The 19,168-nt window shown below is 73.6% G+C and carries 17 protein-coding genes; 8 read left to right on the plus strand and 9 right to left on the minus strand.

Features of this window, described 5'->3' with window-relative positions; genetic code table 11:
• Window positions 1-22 precede the first annotated feature (22 nt).
• Genes FH610_RS06820 through FH610_RS06840 form a run of 5 tightly spaced genes read right to left on the minus strand, consistent with a single transcriptional unit; the run spans window position 23 to window position 4,765 of the window.
• Entirely contained in the window at window positions 23-1,108 is a 1,086-nt protein-coding gene (locus FH610_RS06820; RefSeq protein WP_139573428.1) for an S-(hydroxymethyl)mycothiol dehydrogenase, read from the minus strand.
• A 10-nt stretch (window positions 1,109-1,118) separates the two neighbouring features.
• The gene (locus FH610_RS06825) at window positions 1,119-2,120 is read right to left on the minus strand and encodes an adenylate/guanylate cyclase domain-containing protein (RefSeq protein ID WP_240808807.1); all 1,002 of its coding nucleotides are present in this window, start codon (window positions 2,118-2,120) and stop codon (window positions 1,119-1,121) included.
• A 38-nt stretch (window positions 2,121-2,158) separates the two neighbouring features.
• On the minus strand, window positions 2,159-2,671 hold the full coding sequence (locus tag FH610_RS06830; protein WP_139573429.1) for a PH domain-containing protein: 513 nt from the start codon (window positions 2,669-2,671) through the stop codon (window positions 2,159-2,161).
• A 44-nt stretch (window positions 2,672-2,715) separates the two neighbouring features.
• On the minus strand, window positions 2,716-3,561 hold the full coding sequence (locus FH610_RS06835) for a biotin--[acetyl-CoA-carboxylase] ligase (RefSeq protein ID WP_139573430.1): 846 nt from the start codon (window positions 3,559-3,561) through the stop codon (window positions 2,716-2,718).
• A 55-nt stretch (window positions 3,562-3,616) separates the two neighbouring features.
• The gene (locus tag FH610_RS06840; protein ID WP_139573431.1) at window positions 3,617-4,765 is read right to left on the minus strand and encodes a glycosyltransferase family 9 protein; all 1,149 of its coding nucleotides are present in this window, start codon (window positions 4,763-4,765) and stop codon (window positions 3,617-3,619) included.
• Window positions 4,766-4,873: 108 nt separating this feature from the next.
• Between FH610_RS06840 and FH610_RS06845 the strand changes: the two genes are divergently transcribed.
• The 3 genes from FH610_RS06845 to fdhD all read left to right on the plus strand — a co-directional run bounded on the left by FH610_RS06845 (window position 4,874) and on the right by fdhD (window position 8,149).
• Window positions 4,874-6,085 (plus strand): glycosyltransferase family 4 protein, encoded by a 1,212-nt coding sequence (locus FH610_RS06845; RefSeq protein WP_205825605.1) that lies wholly within the window; start codon window positions 4,874-4,876, stop codon window positions 6,083-6,085.
• Entirely contained in the window at window positions 6,078-7,178 is a 1,101-nt protein-coding gene (locus FH610_RS06850; RefSeq protein ID WP_139573433.1) for a glycosyltransferase family 9 protein, read from the plus strand. Before FH610_RS06845 ends, FH610_RS06850 begins: the two co-directional genes overlap by 8 nt.
• A gap of 80 nt (window positions 7,179-7,258) precedes the next feature.
• A complete protein-coding gene (fdhD, locus tag FH610_RS06855; protein WP_139573434.1) occupies window positions 7,259-8,149 on the plus strand; it encodes a formate dehydrogenase accessory sulfurtransferase FdhD in 891 nt (296 codons plus the stop codon).
• A gap of 63 nt (window positions 8,150-8,212) precedes the next feature.
• Here fdhD and FH610_RS06860 read toward each other — a convergent pair whose 3' ends face one another.
• The 4 genes from FH610_RS06860 to FH610_RS06875 form a co-directional block, all read right to left on the minus strand.
• On the minus strand, window positions 8,213-10,849 hold the full coding sequence (locus FH610_RS06860) for a phosphoenolpyruvate carboxylase (RefSeq protein WP_139573435.1): 2,637 nt from the start codon (window positions 10,847-10,849) through the stop codon (window positions 8,213-8,215).
• Window positions 10,850-10,927: 78 nt separating this feature from the next.
• A complete protein-coding gene (locus tag FH610_RS06865) occupies window positions 10,928-11,401 on the minus strand; it encodes a hypothetical protein (RefSeq protein ID WP_139573436.1) in 474 nt (157 codons plus the stop codon).
• Between the two features lie 131 nt (window positions 11,402-11,532).
• Window positions 11,533-13,116: a hypothetical protein gene (locus FH610_RS06870; protein WP_240808808.1), complete on the minus strand. Its 1,584-nt coding sequence runs from the start codon at window positions 13,114-13,116 to the stop codon at window positions 11,533-11,535.
• A complete protein-coding gene (locus FH610_RS06875; RefSeq protein ID WP_139573437.1) occupies window positions 13,095-13,856 on the minus strand; it encodes an ABC transporter ATP-binding protein in 762 nt (253 codons plus the stop codon). The genes FH610_RS06870 and FH610_RS06875 overlap by 22 nt, the downstream gene beginning before the upstream one ends.
• A gap of 223 nt (window positions 13,857-14,079) precedes the next feature.
• Here FH610_RS06875 and FH610_RS06880 point away from each other — a divergent pair, with 223 nt between their 5' ends.
• From FH610_RS06880 to FH610_RS06900, 5 genes are all read left to right on the plus strand, one after another.
• Complete coding sequence (locus FH610_RS06880) at window positions 14,080-15,669, plus strand: acyl-CoA carboxylase subunit beta (RefSeq protein ID WP_139573438.1); 1,590 nt, start codon at window positions 14,080-14,082, stop codon at window positions 15,667-15,669.
• A complete protein-coding gene (locus tag FH610_RS06885) occupies window positions 15,666-15,890 on the plus strand; it encodes an acyl-CoA carboxylase epsilon subunit (protein ID WP_139573439.1) in 225 nt (74 codons plus the stop codon). The genes FH610_RS06880 and FH610_RS06885 overlap by 4 nt, the downstream gene beginning before the upstream one ends.
• A gap of 197 nt (window positions 15,891-16,087) precedes the next feature.
• Window positions 16,088-16,972: an NYN domain-containing protein gene (locus tag FH610_RS06890; protein WP_240808809.1), complete on the plus strand. Its 885-nt coding sequence runs from the start codon at window positions 16,088-16,090 to the stop codon at window positions 16,970-16,972.
• A gap of 156 nt (window positions 16,973-17,128) precedes the next feature.
• Window positions 17,129-18,652: a DNA-3-methyladenine glycosylase 2 family protein gene (locus FH610_RS06895; protein ID WP_139573441.1), complete on the plus strand. Its 1,524-nt coding sequence runs from the start codon at window positions 17,129-17,131 to the stop codon at window positions 18,650-18,652.
• Window positions 18,649-19,143 carry a methylated-DNA--[protein]-cysteine S-methyltransferase gene (locus FH610_RS06900; RefSeq protein ID WP_139573442.1) on the plus strand — a complete coding sequence of 165 codons (495 nt, stop codon included), beginning with the start codon at window positions 18,649-18,651 and terminating at the stop codon, window positions 19,141-19,143. The genes FH610_RS06895 and FH610_RS06900 overlap by 4 nt, the downstream gene beginning before the upstream one ends.
• Window positions 19,144-19,168 lie beyond the last annotated feature (25 nt).

Here is a 19,168-nt window from a genome sequence, read left to right on the forward strand (position 1 = left end):
AGCGCCGCCCCTCGCGTGCGCGTCAGAGCACCACGACCGACCTCAGCACCTCCCCGCGGTGCATCTTGCCGAAGGCCTCCTCGACCTGGTCGAGGCCGATGGTCTCGGAGACGAACCCGTCGAGGTCGAGCCGTCCCTGCAGGTAGAGGTCGATCAGCATGGGGAAGTCACGGCTGGGCAGGCAGTCGCCGTACCAGGAGGACTTGAGCGCGCCGCCGCGGCCGAAGACGTCGAGCAGCGGCAGTTCGAGCTGCATCTCCGGCGTCGGCACGCCGACGAGCACGACGGTCCCGGCCAGGTCGCGGGCGTAGAAGGCCTGCTTGTACGTCTCGGGACGGCCCACCGCCTCGATCACGACGTCGGCGCCGAACCCGCCGGTCAGCTCGCGGATGGCCTCTACCGCGTCGGTCTCGCGCGAGTTCACCGTGTGCGTGGCGCCGAAGCCGCGAGCCCAGTCGAGCTTGCGGTCGTCCACGTCGACCGCGACGATCGTCCGGGCCCCGGCGAGGTGCGCGCCCGCGATGGCCGCGTTGCCCACGCCGCCGCAGCCGATCACCGCGACCGTGTCGCCCCGGGTCACGCCGCCGGTGTTGATCGCGGCCCCGAGGCCGGCCATCACGCCGCAGCCGAGCAGACCGGCGACGGCCGGTTTGGCCGCCGGGTTGACCTTCGTGCACTGCCCGGCCGCCACCAGGGTCTTCTCCAGGAAGGCCCCGATGCCGAGCGCCGGGCTGAGCACGGTGCCGTCGGCCAGGGTCATCTTCTGCGCCGCGTTGTGGGTGTTGAAGCAGTACCACGGCCGTCCCCGCAGGCACGCGCGGCACTGCCCGCACACCGCCCGCCAGTTGAGGATCACGTAGTCGCCGGGCTCGACCTCGGTCACGCCCTCGCCGACCGCCTCGACGACGCCCGCGGCCTCGTGGCCCAGCAGGAACGGGAACTCGTCGTTGATGCCGCCCTCGCGGTAGTGGAGGTCGGTGTGGCAGACCCCGCAGGCCTGCACGTTCACGACCGCCTCGCCGGGCCCCGGGTCCGGCACGACGACCGTCTCCAGCGTCACCGCCTCGCCTTTGCCACGCGCCACCACGCCCTGGACTTCGTACGGCATGTCCTGCACCTCAACTCTCTCGGCTGGATCTCCTCAGAACATACGGCTCCACCACGCCGAGCCCACGGGCGGGACGGCGGCGGAGTTTGACCAGGTCGACGCCGGGCGCCCCGGCGAGACCCGCGGCCAGCTCGCTGTCGGCCAGGATCGTGCCGGGCCTGGCGATGGCCGTCAGCCGGGCCGCCAGGTTGACGGTCGTGCCGAAGACGTCGCCCATCGCCGGGAGCACCGGGCCGTAGGCCAGCCCGACCCGCACGTCGGGCCCCTCGGCGTCCCGTTTCAGCTCGTCGAGCAGGTCGAGCGCGATGAGGGCCGCGGTCCTCGGGTCGGCGGCGGTGAAGAGCACCTCGTCGCCGAGCGTCTTGACCAGCCGGCCGTCGTGGGCGGCGATCACGTCGGAGGCCCGCGACTCGAACCCCTCGACCAGGTCGGCCAGCGCCAGCTCGTCCAGCTCCCGGGACACGCGGGTGAAGGCGACGAGGTCGGCGAACCCGACCCCGAGCCTCGGCCGGGTCGGCGAGACGTCCTCGCCGGGCTCGGCGAGGGAGACCAGCCGGCTCGCGGTCGCGGCGAGCTGGGAGCGCCAGACGTGCACCAGCGTCTGCTCGAAGTCCGGCAGCAGGCGGCTGACCGTGTCCATCACCTGCCGCAGCGCGTCCTCCCCCGCCCGCGCGCCCGGCTCGATCAGCGCGTCGACCATGATCTCGGCCTGCCACTGGGCGAGCCGCGCGGTCGTACGGCCGAGGGCCCTGGCCATGCGGATGACGGTCCGCTCGTCGAGCATCTCCGTGTCGAGCAGGTCGCGGATGCGGTGCAGGGCCTCCAGGTCGGCCTCGGTGAACGCCATGGCGTCGTCGGCGAACGTGGCGAAGCCGAGGGCCCGCCAGATCCGCGCCGCCAGGTCCTGCGGGATGCCGGCCGCCTCGGCGACCTGCCTCCGCGTGTAGGCCGGCGCCGGCCCCAGGAACAGCCGCCGCATGTCGTCGGCACCGGGCCGCCCGCTGATGTCCACGTCCCCCTCCCCCGCACGGCGCGTGGGCCGCGCCGCGTTCAGTCCCCGTCGATGTTCCCGTCAGCGGCATCCTCCACCAGCCGGAACAGCTCATGCCGCACACGCTGGATCTGGGGGATGTCGCGGTAGTCGATGTCGCCCTTCTCCGACGCCGACTCGACCCGGAGCGTGCCGCATCCCAGGACGCGCTCCAAGAGCCGCTGGTCGGAGCTCACGCTGCTCACCTTGGCCAGCGGGATGTCGTCCTCCGACTTGTTCAGCACTCCCGTGCTGATCGCGAAGCGGTGCGAGGTCAGCGTGTAGGACGTCGTCACCCAGCGCAGATAGGGGACGATCGTCCACAGGACCAGCGCCACGAAGGCGACCACGGCCACCGCGCCGCGGGCGTACCCCGCGTACTCGTAGTCGCCGGGGATGAGGACGAAGGCCGCGACGGCGGCGGCCAGCACGACGATGAGAGCCAGGACCGGAAGGATCAGTCGCTTCCAGTGCGGATGGAACGATAGAACGACGTGCTCGCCGTCGGCCAGGTATTGATCGGGAAGACCCATGGCGCAAATCGTGACACGATCGCCGGTCGATTGCATGCGTTCGATCAGGACAGCGGGCCGGTCTCCGGCGACGGACCCCGGCGGACGTGGACGACGTCGCCCGCGCTGAGCGTGTGCTCTCCGTCGCCGGCGCGTACGAGCAGGTGGCCGGACGCGTCGACGCCGGTCGCCAGGCCGGTCAGCACCCGCTCGCCGGGCAGTTCGATCCTGACCTCCTGCCCCACGGTGGACGACCGGGCGAGGTAGGCGGCACGCAGGCCCGAGGCGTCCGCGTCGCCGTCGGCGGCCTTCCAGTCGCGGTAGTGCGACTCGACCTCCCGCAGGATCGCGCGCAGCAGCGGGTCGCGGTCGGTGCAGGCGGCGTTCTCGACGGCGAGGGACGTGGCCCGTTCCACGGGCAGTTCCTCCGGCCGCAGGGAGACGTTGAGCCCCATGCCGACGACCACCATGCGGTCCACCCGCTCGGCCAGGATTCCGGCGAGCTTGCGCTCCCCCACCATGAGGTCGTTGGGCCACTTGAGCCGCACGTCGACCTCCGCGATCCGCCGTACGGCCGAGGCGACGGCGAGACCGACCAGCAGCGCCAGCCAGCCCTGCCGGGCGAGCGGCACCTCCGGCCGCAGCAGCATCGAGAACGTCAGCCCCGAGCGCGGCGGCGCGGTCCACGGGCGCCCGAGCCTGCCCCGGCCGGCGAACTGCGACTCCGCGACCAGCACGGCGCCCTCCGCCGGGCTCTCGCGCACGGTCCTGGCCAGGTCGGCGTTGGTGGACCCGGTCCGCTCGACGACGCGTACGGACGACCACAGCGAGCCTGGGCGCACCAGCGCCCTGGTCAGCGCGGTCTCGGACAGCGGGGGCCGGTCGAGATCGGCGTACGGCGAGTCGGGCACGCACCCAGGTTATCGGCCCCCGGGCCGGGGTCCGCGCCGCTCTCGGGGGCCGTCGTCATCGGGCGTCCCGCGTGCCCGCCGGCGTCTGCCACCACGGGCCGCCGCGCTCGTCGGCCAGGCGCAGCGCCTCGGCGGCGACCTGCTCGGGCGGGATGTCGAGGCAGTCGAGGGCGAAGGGGCAGGCGAACTGGCGGCAGGGCGAGCACGCGGTGGGCACCGTGAGGATCGACGCCGGGCCGAACCGCGGCCGATACTGCTCCACCTGCTCGGTGCCGGCGAACAGCACGACCACGGGCGTGCCGAGCGCGCTGGCCAGGTGGGCCCCGCCGCTGTTGTTGCACACGACCACGTCGACGGCGTCGATGAGCGCCGCCAGGACCGGTACGTCCAACCGGCCCGGCAGCAGGACCGCACCGGGCACACCGGCGCCGGTGGCCTCGACCAGCGGCGCCTCCCTGGCCGTGCCCGCCACGAGGACCCGCAGCCCGGCGGCCGTCAGCAGCCCGGCCACCCGGGCGAACCGGTCGGCCGGGTAGCGCCGCGCGGAGCAGGAGGCCCCCGGAAGGATGAGCGCGCACGGCCGCCTTCCGCGACCGTCGGCGCGGCCGTCCCCTCCCGGCCGTCCGTCGAGCAGGCGGCGGGCCGCACTGGCCGCCTCGGCGGGCACGCGCACGCGGAGCCTGCCCTCGACCGGAGGGACGCCCGCCCGTTCGAGCAGGTGCAGCGCGCGATCCACCTGATGGGTCTCGTCCGGCGGCGAGGGCACCCAGTGGGTCAGCCCCGCCCCGCCGAACTCCTTGGACATGCCGACCCGTACGGGCACCCCGGCGAGCCGGCAGAGGTACGCGGCCGGCCAGGAGGCCTGGGAGAACGAGGTCAGGATCACCGCCGCTTCGTAGCCGCCCCACCCGATCCGATCGACGAGATCCAGGTCGTCGGTGACCGGGACCTCCTCCCCGCCCGTCTTCTGCCACGAGACCGAGGCGGTGAGCACGCCGTCCACCTCGGGGAGCAGCGCGGCCGCGGCGGCGCCCGCGGGGGCGGCCAGCAGATCGAGCCGGGCGCGGGGAGCGGCCCGCCGCAGCGCCCGCAGCGCCGGGCCCGCCATCACGACGTCGCCGAGGTTGTCGGGCCGGATCACGAGCACGCGGGCGAGCCCCCGCCACGGGACCGGTGGGCCTGCGAGCGCCGCGGGATGCTCCATCTCCTGCGCGTACCCCTCAAAAACCGCACATAAAGCCCCATAAAAGCACGGTTTGCCGTGAAACTCCCTCGGGCACCTCCGGGGCAGCGACGCCGAGGAGGGGGAGGCGTGACCGTGACGGAGGGTGGCCGGATCCGCGTGGCCATGGTCCACGGTCCCGGGCCCGCCGACCGCGACGGCGTCGGCGACTACGTCGAACGGCTCGTCGGCGCTCTCGGCGACGCAGGAGTCGAGGCGGTGGGGGTGCCCGTGGGGTCCGCGGGGGCTCGCTCCCCCTGGCACTGGCTGCCGGCCACGCTCGACGCCGCCCGTCGGGTGCGGCGGCTGCGTCCGGACGTGGTCCACGTGCAGTTCGCCCCTTCGGCCTACCGGTTCTCCGGGCTCCCCGGACTGCTGCCGCCCCTGCTGCCGCCCGGCACGCCGCTGGTGACCACCCTGCACGAGTACGGCTGGTGGGCGGCCCCCGGTTGGGTGCCCGGCCCCCTCTGGCGGCCCCTGGAACGGGCCCGCCTGTGGGACCGGGAGACCGGGCGGCTGGTGCCCGCCAGCGCTCTCGTGGTCGTGACGAACGCCTCTCACGCCCGGCAGGTCAGGCGGCGCGTCGGGACGGCCGCCGTGGAGGTGCCGCTGGCCCCCAACGTCGTGGACCACGGCGGCGGACGGCAGGCGCGCGTGCGGGTGCGGGACCGGCTCGGCATGAGCCCGGACGACCCGCTGCTCGCCTTCTTCGGGTTCGTGCATCCCGTGAAGGGCGTGCGGCAGCTCGTCGAGGCCCTGCCCGCGCTGCGCGCGGCCCGCCCCCGCCTGCGCCTGCTGGTCGTGGGCGGCTTCACCTCCCAGGCACTGCCGGAGGCCGAGGCCCGGGCCTTCCGGGCGGAACTGGAGGCGCTGGCGGCGCGGCACGGCGTCGCGGACGCGGTGACGTTCACCGGGCACCTGCCCGCCGCCCGGGTGTCGGAGTTCCTGCACGCCGCCGACGCGGGCGTGCTGCCCTTCACCGCCGGGGTGACGACCAAGAGCGGCGCGCTGCTCACGATGCTGGCGCACGGGCTGCCGACCGCGGTCACCGTGCCGGACGAGCCCGACCCCGCCCTCCCGCTCGGAGAGGCCGTCGCCGTGATCAGGGCCCGCCGCGACCCCGCCGCCGTCGCGAACGCCGTCGCGCCGCTGCTCGACGAACCCGAGGCGGGACGGCGCATGGGCAGGGCGGCCCGGCGGCTCGCCGCCCGCCACTCCTGGTCCCGGGTCGCCGCCGCCCACCGCGCGCTGTACGAGACCCTGGCCGGCCCGCGCCGCCCGCTCGTCCGCCCGGATGCGTGAGCCGTACCGGGAGATCCTGGTCGTCGACCTGCTCGGCGGGATCGGCGACCTGCTCATGCTCCTGCCCGTCGTGCACGGCCTGGCTCGCGGGAACCCCGGCGGGTCGCTGCGCGTGCTCACCCACGAGCCCGGGGCGGCCCTCCTGCGCGGCGACCCCGCCGTCACGCGGGTGCTCACCCCCCGCCACGGCGGGGCGGGCGCGGAGCGTGAGGCGGTGGCCGAGGCGCTGGCCGCCCGGCGTCCGGATCTCGCGATCACCACCACCCGCTACGACGGCATTGCGGATCTCCTCGCCGCCTCGGGCGCCCGCTGCGTCACCGACCTGTGGCGCCGCCCGCCCCCTGACGAGCCGGTCGGCGGGCGCTACCTGCGCATCCTGCTCGCCGAGGGCCTGCTGCGGCCCGAGGACGCCCTCGTCCGTCCGGCCGTGCGCCTGACGCCGGCCGAGATCGCGTACGGCGAGAGCACGCTCGCCCGCGGCGTTCCGGCCGGCGCGGCGCGGGCCCCGGTCGTGCTGATCACGGCCGCGGGCATGGACGTGAAGCGGTGGCCCGCCGGGCGCTGGCGCGAACTCGCCGCGTCGCTGGCCCGGCGCGGCCATCCCCTGCTCACGCCCGACGCGCCGCCCAAGCGGGGCCCCGCGGAGGCCGCCGTTTTCGGCCGAGAAGTGGCCGTGCTGCCGCGGTGCGGCCTGCGCGGGCTCGCCGCGTGCTTCGCCGCCGTGGCGCGTCGCGGCGGCGTGGTCGTGGGCGGCGACACCGGGCCGCTGCGGCTGGCCGCGGCGGCCGGGGCGGCCACCGTCGGGCTGTTCGGGCCCACCTGGGCCGGCAGGTACGGCATCGGCTCCGGGGACGGAGCGGGCTCCGCCGACCTGCAGGGGCTGCCGGGCTGCCCGCACCGCAGGCCCACGGCCATCACCGAACAGCCGTGCTGGTGGACGGCCGAATGCCCGCTGTCCCCTGCGGGCCCCGCCTGCATGGCCGACATCCCCGTGACGTCCGTCGTGCGCGCCGTGACCCGCCTGTGCGCCGGTCGCCCCGATCTCCCCGATCTCCCCGATCTCCCCGGACGCCACCCGGCGGACGACCGCTGACCCGTGCTGACCCATACTGATCGTGGCGTGGCAGGCTGCGTACGGGAAAGAACGGCAGCCATGCCGCCAAGGAGGAACAGATGGAACGGGACGGCGCGGCGCGGCTCACTGCCCGTTTGGGGCCCGTCACGCGGTCACGCGTCCGGAGGGTGTCCGGATCGGCCGTACGCGACCGGCGTGACGACCTCGCCACGGAGGAGCCGCTGGAGATCCGGCTCCTGGCCGGAGGCGAGAGCCGTACGGTGGCGATCACGATGCGGACGCCGGGCGCGGACTTCGAGCTCGCGGCGGGGTTCCTGCACGGTGAGGGGATCGCCGGCCCCGGCGACATCGCCGCCATCGGCTACTGCACGGACGAGGATCTGGACCCCGAGGCGCGCTACAACACCGTGACCGTGCGGCTCGCCGCCTCCCGGCTCCCCGACCTCGCCGCCACGGCGCGGAACTTCCTGACGTCGAGCGCGTGCGGCGTCTGCGGCACGGCGAGCCTCGACGCCCTGCGCGACCGCTGCGCCGTGCCGGCCGCGCGCCCGCCGGTCGCCGTGCCCGCCACGACCCTGTACGGCCTGCCCGACCGGCTGCGGGAGGCCCAGGGGGTGTTCGGCAGGACGGGCGGGCTACACGCCGCCGGGCTGTTCACCCCCGACGGCGGCACACCGCTGGCCGTGCGGGAGGACGTGGGGCGGCACAACGCCGTCGACAAGCTGGTCGGCTGGGCGCTGCTCGGCGGCGAGACCCCCCTCGACCGGCACGTCCTGCTGGTCAGCGGCCGGGTCGGCTACGAGATCATGCAGAAGGCCGCGAGCGCCGGGATCCAGATCGTGTGCGCCGTGTCCGCGCCCTCCTCACTCGCCGTCGATCTGGCGCGCGAGTTCGGCATCACGCTCGTGGGGTTCCTGCGCGAGGAGCGCTTCAACATCTACGCCTGTCCCGAGCGGATCGACGTCGAGCAGGCGGCCGAGACGCCGTGATCCGAACCGGCGGTCGAACCGGGCGGGCGCTCGGGTTCGAGCGCCCGCCCGGTTCGCACGCCGTCAGCCGGTGTTCTGCAGGCCGGCCGCGACGCCGTTCACGCTGAGCAGCAGCAGCGTGGACAGGCGCTCGCGCTCCTCCTCCGACAGGTCGCCCGCCGCCCGCAGCGCCGACAGCGCCCGCAGCTGGAGGTGGCTGAGCGCGTCCACGTAGGGGTCGCGCAGTTGCACGGCACGCGACAGCACGCGCCGGTTCTCCAGCAGGCGGGCGTGGCCGGTCACCTCCAGCACCAGCCGCCTCGTGAGGTCGTACTCCTCGAGGACCTGCTCGACGAAGTCGCTCCGGCCGCCCAGGGCCAGGTAGCGGGACGCGATGGAGCGGTCGGTCTTGGCCAGCGACATCTCCGCGTTGTCCAGCATCGCGGCGAACAGCGGCCACTCCTGGTAGGCCGAGCGCAGTTCGGCCATGCCGCCGTCGGTGACCACGGCGGCCAGGCCGCTGCCCAGGCCGTACCAGCCGGGGAGGTTGACCCGCGTCTGGGCCCACGAGAACACCCACGGGATGGCCCGCAGGTCGTCCAGGGAGCGGGGCGCGCCGAGGCCGCGCCGCGCGGGCCGGGAACCGAGCCGCAGGGAGCCGAGCTCCTCCAGCGGGCTGACCAGCGCGAACCACTCGGGGAAGCCCGGGGCCTCGGTCAGCGCCCGATAGGCGCGCTCGGAGGCCACGGCCACGGTGTCGGCAAGCCGGCGGAACTTCGCCGCCGCGGCGGCCGTGCTCGACTCCACCGCCGAGGTGGACGCGAGCAGCACGGCGTTGGTGACCTGCTCGATGTGCCGCTTGGCGATCGCCGAGTGGCCGTATCGCGCGAAGATGACCTCGCCCTGCTCGGTGACCTTGAACCGGCCGGCGACCGAGCCGGGGGCCTGGGCGAGCACGGCGCGGTTGGCCGGGCCGCCGCCCCGGCCGAGTGCGCCGCCCCGGCCGTGGAAGAGCGTCAGCCTGATGTCGTTGGCCGCGGCCCAGGCGGTGAGCGCCGCCTGCGCGTCGTACAGGCGCAGGGTGGCCGCCGCCGGGCCGAGTTCCTTGGCCGAGTCGGAGTAGCCGAGCATGACCTCCATGCGCCGCCCGTTCTCGGCGAGCCGCCGGCGCACGGGCTCCAGGTTGACCATGCCCTCCAGCACGGCGGAGGAGTTGTCGAGGTCCTCGCCCGACTCGAACAGGGGGACCACGTCGAGCACCGGGGCGCGGTCGCCCATGGCGTGCCTGGCCAGCTCGTAGACCGCCGCGATGTCGTCGGACGAGCGGGTGAACGAGACGACGTAGCGGGAGCAGGCGGCCACGCCGAAGCGCTCCTGGATCCACCCGATCACCCGGATCGTGGCCAGGACCTCCTCGGTGCGCTCCGACAGCGTGCCGGAGGCGATCTCCTTGAGCGCCGCCGCGTGCACCGCCGAGTGCTGGCGCACCTCCAGCTCCGCCAGGTGGAAGCCGAACGTCTCGACCTGCCAGATCAGGTGCTGCAGCTCGCCGTACGCCTGCCGTACGGCGCCGGCCCCGCGCAGGGAGTCCTGCGTGAGCCGCAGGTCGGTCAGCAGCTCGGCGGGCGCGCGGTAGGCGAGGTCGAGGTCGCGGCGGCGGGTCGCGGCGATCCTGGCCGCCACGAACATCAGCCACTGGCGGTGCGGCTCCCGCGGCGACCGGGTGGCCATCTCCGACACCAGGTCGGGGTGGTCGTCCTCGGCCTGCGCGAGCGCGGCCCGCAGCTCGGCGGACGGCGGCGTGAAGACACTGGCGAGGGTGAGCGACCTCCCGATCCGGGTGGTGGCGTTCTCCAGTGCGATCAGCACGTGCTCGGCCTGGATCTGGATGGCCTCCCTGGTCACCTTGGCGGTGACGTTGGGGTTGCCGTCGCGGTCGCCGCCGATCCAGCTTCCGTAGCGGATGTAGGCCTTGGCCAGCGGCTCCCGCGTCCCGGTGCCGGACCCGAGCGCCGCGTCGAGCGAGCGGTAGATCAGCGGCACCGTGCGGAACAGCGTCTCGTCGAACGCCGCCATCGCCGTACGGACCTCGTCCAGCGGGTCGAGCTTGGTGTGGCGGAGCTGGGCGCTCCGCCACAGGATGTCGATCTCCTCGAGCAGCCGCCGGTGGGCCTCCTCCCGCTCGGCGGTGCCCCGGCCGGGGGTGTTGTAGGCGTCGAGCTGGGCGCTGATCCGCTGGATGGCGGTGACGATCGCCCGCCGCCGCGCCTCCGTGGGGTGGGCGGTCAGCACGGGCCGGAACTCCAGCCCGTCGATCAAGTCGTGGAGCCGGTCGTCCCCGCGCAGCCGCTGCACGGCCTCCGCGAGGGACTCGCGCAGCGGCACGTCGTCCTTGTCGCGCTGCCGCAGGATGCGGATGCGGTAGTGCTCCTCGGCGAGGTTGGCGAGATGGAAGTAGCAGGTGAAGGCCCGGGCGATCTGCACGGCGCGGTCCACGGGCCATTCGGCCACCAGGGCCGCGACCTCGTCGGCCGTCGTCTCCTGACGCCGGGCCGCGATCACCGCCTTCCGGAGCCGTTCTACGTCGGCGAGGAGGTCGGGGCCGCCGTGTTCGGCGATCACCTGACCCAGTAGTCCACCCAATAGGCGCACGTCAGCGCGGAGTTCGTCCGGCATCTCCGCTACGGCGTTGTGTCGTTCGGCAGGAGCGATGGCGGCCATGTTTGGAAGGCTAGCGAATCCCGCTCGGGAGCTTGAGGGCGGTCTCACCAATTGGACTAGACCACTCGAACGCGCAGGTCAGACCGGTCGCGGGTCCGGGGTGCGGAGCGCCTCGGCCGGGGCTTCAGGGAGCGCCCTGAAACGGCGGGTGAGGTGCTGGGCGAGCCGCCCGTGCGCCACCACGATCGCGGCGAACGCGACGATCAGCATGGTGATCGGCGTCAACTGGCCGTCGTCGGCCAGGACGATGGTCTTCGCGTCGCCGAGCCCCGTCCTCGCGGCCATCAGCCCCGTGAGCGCGGCGGTCACCCAGCGACCGGCATGCATGATCGCCGGACGCGCGGTCGCGGTCACCGCGGCCGGCAGGGCCAGCACGACGAACGCGACGAGGATCGCGACCGTGCCCACCAGGGACAGGCCGGTCGATCCGCCGACGGCCAGCGCGACGCCCCGCATCAGGAGGCGCGCCAGCCCCCCGATGACCAGTCCGCTGAGCGCCGCCGCGCCCACCGGCGCCCAGATCGCACGGCCCAGCCGCCTGTTTTCGCCCATCACTTCTCCCCTAGAACGGTCCAAAACGGTTATAGAGGCGGGCCGTATCCCCCGCCACCACCGCAAGAACTTCGCAACTCCTCTGTTACGCGAGAGCGCGGCCGTGTCTGGACTGCGGCGAAACACCACGGTCAGGTGGGGCGGGAGACGGCGGTGAGGAGTTCGGGGAGGCGGGCGAAGCCGACGCCGGCGGCGATCCGGCGGCCCGCCCAGGCAGCCGCCACGCCGTACGGCACGGCGAACACGGCCCACCAGGCCAGGCCGAACAGGACCGGCAGCACGACCGGCAGCGTGAGCACGCCGGTGACGAGCATCGTGGCGAAGGAGGCCACGAACGCCTGTCCGCCCTGCCCCGGAGCGGCGCCGCTGAAGGCGTTCAGGCGGTCGGGGTAGGTGTACGGCGCGGTCACGCTGGTGAGCGCGCCGACGCCCATGGCGACGCCGAGCACGCCCCAGGCGACCGGTGCCGCGGCGAGGGCCCAGGCGGCGTCGCCCGCCACCAGGGCGGCGATCACCGACACCGCGGTCAGCAGCGGCACCCCGATGACCGCCATGGCCAGGTGCCGGCCGGCCAGGTCGGTACGCAGGTCACGCGGAGTGGAGAACACCACCGCGTTCATCCACAGCGACCTGCCGTCGATGCCGAAGGAGTTGGCCGCCTGCAGCCCGATCACGACGGCCGCCAGGCAGGCGGGCCCGACCACGAACTGCGGCCCGGTCACGCCGTCCGGCCCCCGCAGGGAGAACATGATGACCACGCTCACGAAGAGCGCGACGATCCAGTTCACCCGGCCCCGGGGCTCTCTCGCGGCGTACTTCAGCTCCTTGGTGACGACGGCGCCGAGCATGCCGTCCGGCAGGAACCGGCCGAACGGGACCCGTCCGGACCGCCGGACGGAGCCGCCGCCCTGGCTGGAGGCGTCGGGCCGCACCAGCGCGTGCCGCAGCGCGGCGATCCACAGCCACCCGAGCACGACGACCGCCATCGCGACGACGATCAGCTCGGCGACGCCGATGAGACCGCCGTCGGCGATCGCGTGCGCGGCCAGCCCCGGCGGCGTCCACCGCAGGACGTCCCCCGCCGACGCCAGGATCCGGGTGGGGTCGCCAGAAAGCCCCCGGTTGATCAGCAGGTTGGGCAGCTGGAAGAGCAGCACGCCGAAGACGGCGGCGACGGCGAGCAGGTCGCGTCCCCTGCGGGTGCGCAGCACACCGGACAGCGCGGTGGTCACCAGGCGGGAGGCCGTGAGGCAGAAGGCGAACTGGAGGACCACCGCGGGCACCCCGAGCAGCACCCCGCCCGGCCCGTGGGCGAGCGCGACCACGCCGCCGAACAGCGCGGCCAGCGAGGCGATCGGCCACGCCCCGGTCGCCGACGCGGCCAGCATGCCGGTCGCGAGCTGCCGGGTGGTCAGCGGGAACAGGGCCAGCCGGGCCGGGTCGAGCGTCTCGTCCAGGCCGAAGGCCATCAGCGGCACGACGATCCACCCGACGGCGAACATCGCGAACGCCGCCGCCACGAGGTCGAGGGCGGCGTCGGACGGCGCGAACCGGATGAGGGACAGCAGCGCGAACCCCACGACGGCGGCGAGAAGGGCGGCGCCCAGCGAGAAGACGAAGCCGACCTGCTTGCCGACCTCACCGCGCAGGCCTCCCCGCACCAGGCTGAGCTTCAGCCGGACGAACAGCCAGGTCATGCCGGGGACCCGAGCCACGACAGGCCCTCCTCCCCGTTGCCGCGCACGCCGACGAGGTCGAGGAACGCCTCGTTGAGCGTGCGGCCCCGCCGTACGTCGTCGAGCGGGCCCTGCGCGACGACGAGGCCCCGGTTCATCACCGACACCCAGTCGCACAACCGCTCGACCAGGTCCATCACATGGCTGGAGAAGACGACGGTGGAACCCGACGCGGTGTATCTGCGCAGGACCTCGATCAGCGTGTTGGCGGAGACGGGATCGACGCCCTCGAACGGCTCGTCGAGGAACAGCACGCCCGGGTTGTGCAGCAGCGCCGCCGCGAGGCCGATCTTCTTGCGCATGCCGGTGGAGTAGTCGACCACCAGCTTGTCCTGCGCCTCGACCAGGTCCATGACCTTGAGCAACTCGTCGGCGCGCCTGCCGACCTCGTCCAGGGGGATGCCGCGCAACTGGCCGCCGTACATCAGCAGTTCGCGGCCGGACAGCCGTTCGAACAGCCGCAGGCCCTCGGGCAGCACGCCGATGTGCGCCTTGACGCCGACGGGGTCGGTCCACACGTTGTGGCCGTCGATCTCGATCCGCCCGCCGTCCGGACGCAGCAGCCCGGTGACCATGCTCAGCGTCGTCGTCTTGCCCGCGCCGTTGGGACCGACCAGGCCGGCGAAGCTGCCCCTCGGCACGACCAGGTCGACCCCGCCGACCGCCACCTGCTGCCCGAAGCGCTTGTACAACCCCTGCGTGCGTACGGCGTCCGCCATGGAGCCCCCATTTATATAAAGCCGTCGTAAAGCCGAACGAACGGCACACGGGCCGCGTTCCTGTGGAGAGTTCCCGCCCGGGCGATCGCGATCCCGGTGAGCGCGACCCGGCGCGACCGCGCGGCGCCGGTCTGGTTAACCTGTCGGCCATGGATTCGACGCGACCCGGAGCGGCGTTCGGGACCCGAGGGCCGCTGAGCATGCGAGGAACGGTGAGCGGGTGATGAGCGCCGAACGCGCCCCCGAGATCGACATCCACACCACCGCCGGCAAGCTCGCCGACCTGGAGCGCCGCCGGAGCGAGGCGGCCCACGCCGGCTCCCAGCGGGCGGTGGAGAAACAGCACGCCAAGGGCAAGATGACGGCCCGCGAGCGGCTGGCCGCCTTCCTGGACGAGGGCTCCTTCGTGGAGTTCGACGAGCTGGCCAGACACCGGGCGACCGCCTTCGGCCTCGACCGCGAGCGTCCGTACGGCGACGGGGTGGTGACCGGGTACGGCACGGTGGACGGCCGGCCGGTCGCGGTGTTCGCGCAGGACTTCACCGTGTTCGGCGGCTCGCTGGGCGAGGTCTTCGGCGAGAAGATCGTCAAGGTGATGGACCACGCGCTGAAGACCGGCTGCCCGGTGGTCGGCATCAACGACTCGGGCGGCGCGCGCATCCAGGAGGGCGTGGTCTCCCTCGGCCTGTACGCCGAGATCTTCAAGCGCAACGTGCACGCCTCCGGCGTGGTCCCGCAGATCTCGCTGATCATGGGCCCGTGCGCGGGCGGCGCCGTGTACTCCCCCGCGCTGACCGACTTCGTCCTGATGGTGCAGGAGAAGTCGCACATGTTCATCACCGGGCCGGACGTCATCAAGACCGTGACCGGCGAGGAGGTGACGTTCGAGGAGCTGGGCGGCGCGCACACGCACAACTCGCGCTCCGGCGTCGCCCACTACGAGGCGTCCGACGAACAGGACTGCCTCGACTTCGCCAAGGCGCTGCTGTCCTATCTGCCGTCCAACAACATGGACGACGCGCCCGCCTTCGACGTCGAGGCGGACCTGGAGACGACCGACGAGGACCGCGAGCTCGACACGCTGATCCCCGACTCGGCCAACCAGCCGTACGACATGCACACGGTCATCGAGCACGTCCTCGACGACGGAGAGTTCCTGGAGATCCACGCGGGCTTCGCGCCGAACATCGTCGTCGGCTTCGGCCGGGTCGAGGGGCGTTCCGTGGGCGTCGTCGCCAACCAGCCGATGAGCTTCGCCGGGACGCTCGACATCGCCGCCTCCGAGAAGGCCGCCCGGTTCGTGCGCACCTGCGACGCCTTCAACATCCCGGTGCTGACCTTCGTCGACGTGCCGGGCTTCCTTCCGGGCACCGACCAGGAGTGGAACGGCATCATCCGGCGCGGCGCCAAGCTGCTCTACGCCTACGCCGAGGCGACCGTGCCGCTGGTCACCGTCATCACCCGCAAGGCGTACGGCGGGGCCTACGACGTCATGGGGTCCAAGCACCTCGGCGCGGACGTCAACCTGGCCTGGCCCACCGCCCAGATCGCCGTGATGGGAGCGCAGGGCGCGGTCAACATCCTCTATCGGCGCGAGCTGGCCGCCGCCGACGACCCGGACGCCGACCGGGCCCGCTTCATCAGCGAGTACGAGGACACGCTGGCCAACCCGTATCTCGCGGCCGAGCGCGGCTACGTGGACGCGGTCATCCGGCCCTCGGACACCCGGGTCCAGGTCGTCCGCGCGCTGCGCGCCCTCCGCAACAAGCGGGCCACGCTGCCCCCGAAGAAGCACGGGAACATTCCGCTGTGACCAGTCGTGAGCCGTACCTCAGCATCGTCCGGGGGGACGCCACCCCCGAGGAGACCGCCGCCCTCGTCGCCGCGCTGGCGGCGCGGGCGGCGGCGCGCGCCACCCGGCCGGCGGCACCGGAAACGAGCCCGGCAAACTGGAGGAATCCGGCACATCGGCTGCGCCTGGGCCTCCCGCACGGCTCGGGAGCCTGGCGGGGGGCCTTCTTCCCCGGCGGGTGACACGTCTTCCGACGCCATCCGCGACGACTACGGACCGATTACATCGCCGGAACAGGGTGTCAACTGGCTCAAGAGTTGGGACTATCTAGAAAGCGGGGGAATATAGTCAGCCGATCAACCAGTGACGAGTCCAGGAGGACACCATGGCCATCCCGGACTTCAGCGCACATGGCATTGCCGCAAAGTATGCCGTTCTCGTGGACGTCGGTTACCTTTACGCGGCCGCCGGTGAAGTTCTCTTAGGCGCCAAGGAGCGTAAGGAGTACCGCGTCGCCGCGGACGAGCTGATCCAGGCGCTCCAGAAGCACGCGCTCGAGCGCATCCCGGGCGAGCTGCTGCGCGTCTACTGGTACGACGCCGCCCGCGACCGCGTGCCCACGGTGGACCAGCGTGTGATCGCCCAGCTGCCCTGGGTCAAGGTCAGGCTCGGCAACCTGAACGCCCGTGGCCAGCAGAAGGGGGTGGACGCGCAGATCCGCAGCGACCTCGAGGCCCTCGCCCGCCACCACGCCGTGAGCGACACCGTGCTGATCGCCGGGGACGAGGACATGGTGCCCGCCGTGGAGGCCGCGCAGGCGTATGGCGTGCGCATCCACCTGTGGGGGGTCGAGCCGCCGTTCGGGACCAACCAGGCCGAGCGGCTCGTCTGGGAGTCGGACACCGTCGAGATCATCAGCGCCGACTTCCTGCGTCCGTTCTTCACCCGCGCCCCGGTGCCCGTGCCCGTTGTGCCCACGCCGTCGCCCGCCCAGGTCTTCGCGGGGCGTACGGTCAAGCCGATGCCGCCGAAGACGCCCGTGGGCCAGGTCGCCAAGCTGGGCCCGGGGCGGCCCCGCGTGGAGGAGGTCGGCGAGCACGTGGCGCAGAAATGGATACTGACCCGGGGCCGCGACAACATCCGCGACCTGCTGCCGGGTCCGCTGCTGCCCACGGTGATCGACACCGAGCTGCTCATCGAGGCCGAGAAGGAGCTCGGCCACTCCCTGCGGCCCTATCCGGAGGCGCGCGTCTGGCTGCGCGACGGTTTCTGGGCCCGGGTCTACCGCGAGTTCGACCTCGGGGTCGGCATCTCCAGCAAGTGACGTCGGCGTTCTGATCCAGCGTCGCAGCTCGCGCGGGAGCACTCCAGGCTCACTGCCCGGTCTCGCGCGGGGCCCCTCCGCGTTGTCGCGGCATCCCGACGGCCGCGTCCGATTTCCGCCAGTCCGCATCGGCGGCCAGCGCATAACGTCGTGTGCGTGACCACACGACAGCTCGACTTCGACGCGTGCTACCTCGCCGTCTCCGCGCGGGACTCCCGCTTCGACGGGCGTTTCTACACGGCTGTCACCACCACCGGCATCTACTGCCGCCCGATCTGCCCAGCCCGCACCCCCGCCCGGGGCAACGTCCGCTTCTACCGCCACGCCGCCGCGGCCGAGGCCGCCGGGTTCCGGCCCTGCCGCCGCTGCCGTCCGGAGCTCAGCCCCGGCGACCCCGGCTGGGACGTCCGCGCCGACCTGGTCGGACGCGCGCTGCGGCTGATCGACGACGGGGTGGCCGACGAGTCCGGCGTCGCCGGGCTGGCCCGGCGCCTGCACGTGACCGAGCGGCACCTGCACCGCCTGTTCGCCGCCGAACTCGGCACCGGGCCGCTCGCCGTCGCCCGCACCCGGCGGCTGCTGCTCGCCAAGCAACTGCTCACCGAGACCACCCTGCCGATCACCGACGTGGCGTTCGCCGCCGGGTTCGGCAGCGTACGCCAGTTCAACGCGGCGATGAAGGAGTCGTACGGCTTCGCGCCGGGAGAGCTGCGCAGGGCCAACGGGCCGGTGCACGAGAAGGGAGGTCCGGTCGCCCTCACGACCGGGCTGACCCTGCGGCTCGGCCACCGGGAGCCGTACGACGCGCAGTCGGTGCTGCGCTTCCTCGCCGCCCGGGCGATCCCCTCGGTGGAGGCGGTCTGCCGATCGGGGGACGACGTGACGGCCTACACGCGGGCCGTGCCGGGCGGCTCGATCACGCTGCGGCCCGCCGCCGGACATGTCCGGCTTACGGTGCGGACCACCGAGACGCACCTGCTGTCCCGGCTGGTGGCCCGCTGCCGCCGCCTGCTCGACCTCGACGCCGACCCCGGGGCGGTGCGGGAGATCCTCGGTTCGACGTCGCTCGCGCCGCTGGTCGCGGCCCGTCCCGGGCTGCGCGTGCCGGGAGCGTACGACGGGTTCGAACTGGCGGTCCGGGCGGTCGTCGGGCAGCAGATCTCGGTGGCCGGGGCCCGCACCCTGCTGGGCCGCATCGCCGCCCGGGCCGGCGTTCCCGCCGTCCCCGACCGTTCCGCCGACGAGAACGGGAACCCCGACGCGGCCGTGACCGGCCAGGTGCCGTTGCTGTTCCCCACGGCCGACCTGCTCGCCGCGGCCGACCTGGACGGCCTCGGGCTCACCACCCGCAGGGTCGCCACGATCAGGGCGCTGGCCGAGGCGGTGGCCTCCGGCGTGATCGACCTCGACGGCGCGGGCGACCCCGCCGACACCACCGCCGGGCTGCTGGAGATTCCCGGGATCGGCCCGTGGACGGCCGGTTACATCGCGCTGCGCGCGCTGCGTGACCCGGACGCGTGGCCCGAGGGCGACCTCGTGCTGCGCAGGACGATGGAACGGCTCGGCGTCGCCGCGGGCGAGGCCGAGCGATGGCGGCCCTGGCGCGCGTACGCCGCGCTCCACCTGTGGAGCCACGCCTCCGACAATCCAGACACCACACCACGAGGACACGACAGATGATCACCACGCAGACCGTGCCCACCCCGGTGGGCCCCCTCGCTCTGCTCGCCCGCGACGGCGTGCTCGTCGCGGCCGGTTTCACCGCCGACCCCCGCGAGATGTTCGCCCGGCTCTCGCCGTCCCTGCGGGCGTTTCCCCTGCGGGAGGACGATCTCGGCGACGCGGCCGAGGCCGTGCGGGAGTACCTCGACGGGAAGGTCGACGCGCTCGACCGGATCCCCGTCGAGCAGCCCGGCACCCCCACGCGGCAGCGCCTGTACGAGGCGCTGCGCGCCGTGCCCGCCGGGACCACCGTGTCCTACGCGCAGCTCGCGGAGAAGGCGGGGCTGCCCAGGACGGCCGCGCGGGCCGCGGGGTCGGCCTGCGCGCAGAACCTGATCGCGCCGTTCGTGCCGTGCCACCGCGTGGTGCCCTCGACCGGCGGTTACGGCAGTTACTACTACGGCACGCCGGTCAAGGAGTGGCTGGTCGCCCACGAGTCCCGCGCCTGACCCGCCTGCGGGGCCGAGGCCCGGA

The organism is Microbispora catharanthi, assembly GCF_006334915.2.
GTDB lineage: Bacteria > Actinomycetota > Actinomycetes > Streptosporangiales > Streptosporangiaceae > Microbispora > Microbispora catharanthi.

What these genes read in the sequence shown, in the direction of transcription:
- FH610_RS06850 (WP_139573433.1), top strand. Translation starts at nt 6,078, where the DNA reads ATGCGTGAGCCGTACCGGGAGATCCTGGTCGTCGACCTGCTCGGCGGG.
- FH610_RS06865 (WP_139573436.1), bottom strand. Translation starts at nt 11,401, where the DNA reads ATGGGCGAAAACAGGCGGCTGGGCCGTGCGATCTGGGCGCCGGTGGGC.
- FH610_RS06820 (WP_139573428.1), bottom strand. Translation starts at nt 1,108, where the DNA reads ATGCCGTACGAAGTCCAGGGCGTGGTGGCGCGTGGCAAAGGCGAGGCG.
- FH610_RS06900 (WP_139573442.1), top strand. Translation starts at nt 18,649, where the DNA reads ATGATCACCACGCAGACCGTGCCCACCCCGGTGGGCCCCCTCGCTCTG.
- FH610_RS06840 (WP_139573431.1), bottom strand. Translation starts at nt 4,765, where the DNA reads ATGGAGCATCCCGCGGCGCTCGCAGGCCCACCGGTCCCGTGGCGGGGG.
- FH610_RS06860 (WP_139573435.1), bottom strand. Translation starts at nt 10,849, where the DNA reads ATGGCCGCCATCGCTCCTGCCGAACGACACAACGCCGTAGCGGAGATG.
- FH610_RS06875 (WP_139573437.1), bottom strand. Translation starts at nt 13,856, where the DNA reads ATGGCGGACGCCGTACGCACGCAGGGGTTGTACAAGCGCTTCGGGCAG.
- fdhD (WP_139573434.1), top strand. Translation starts at nt 7,259, where the DNA reads ATGGAACGGGACGGCGCGGCGCGGCTCACTGCCCGTTTGGGGCCCGTC.
- FH610_RS06880 (WP_139573438.1), top strand. Translation starts at nt 14,080, where the DNA reads ATGAGCGCCGAACGCGCCCCCGAGATCGACATCCACACCACCGCCGGC.
- FH610_RS06830 (WP_139573429.1), bottom strand. Translation starts at nt 2,671, where the DNA reads ATGGGTCTTCCCGATCAATACCTGGCCGACGGCGAGCACGTCGTTCTA.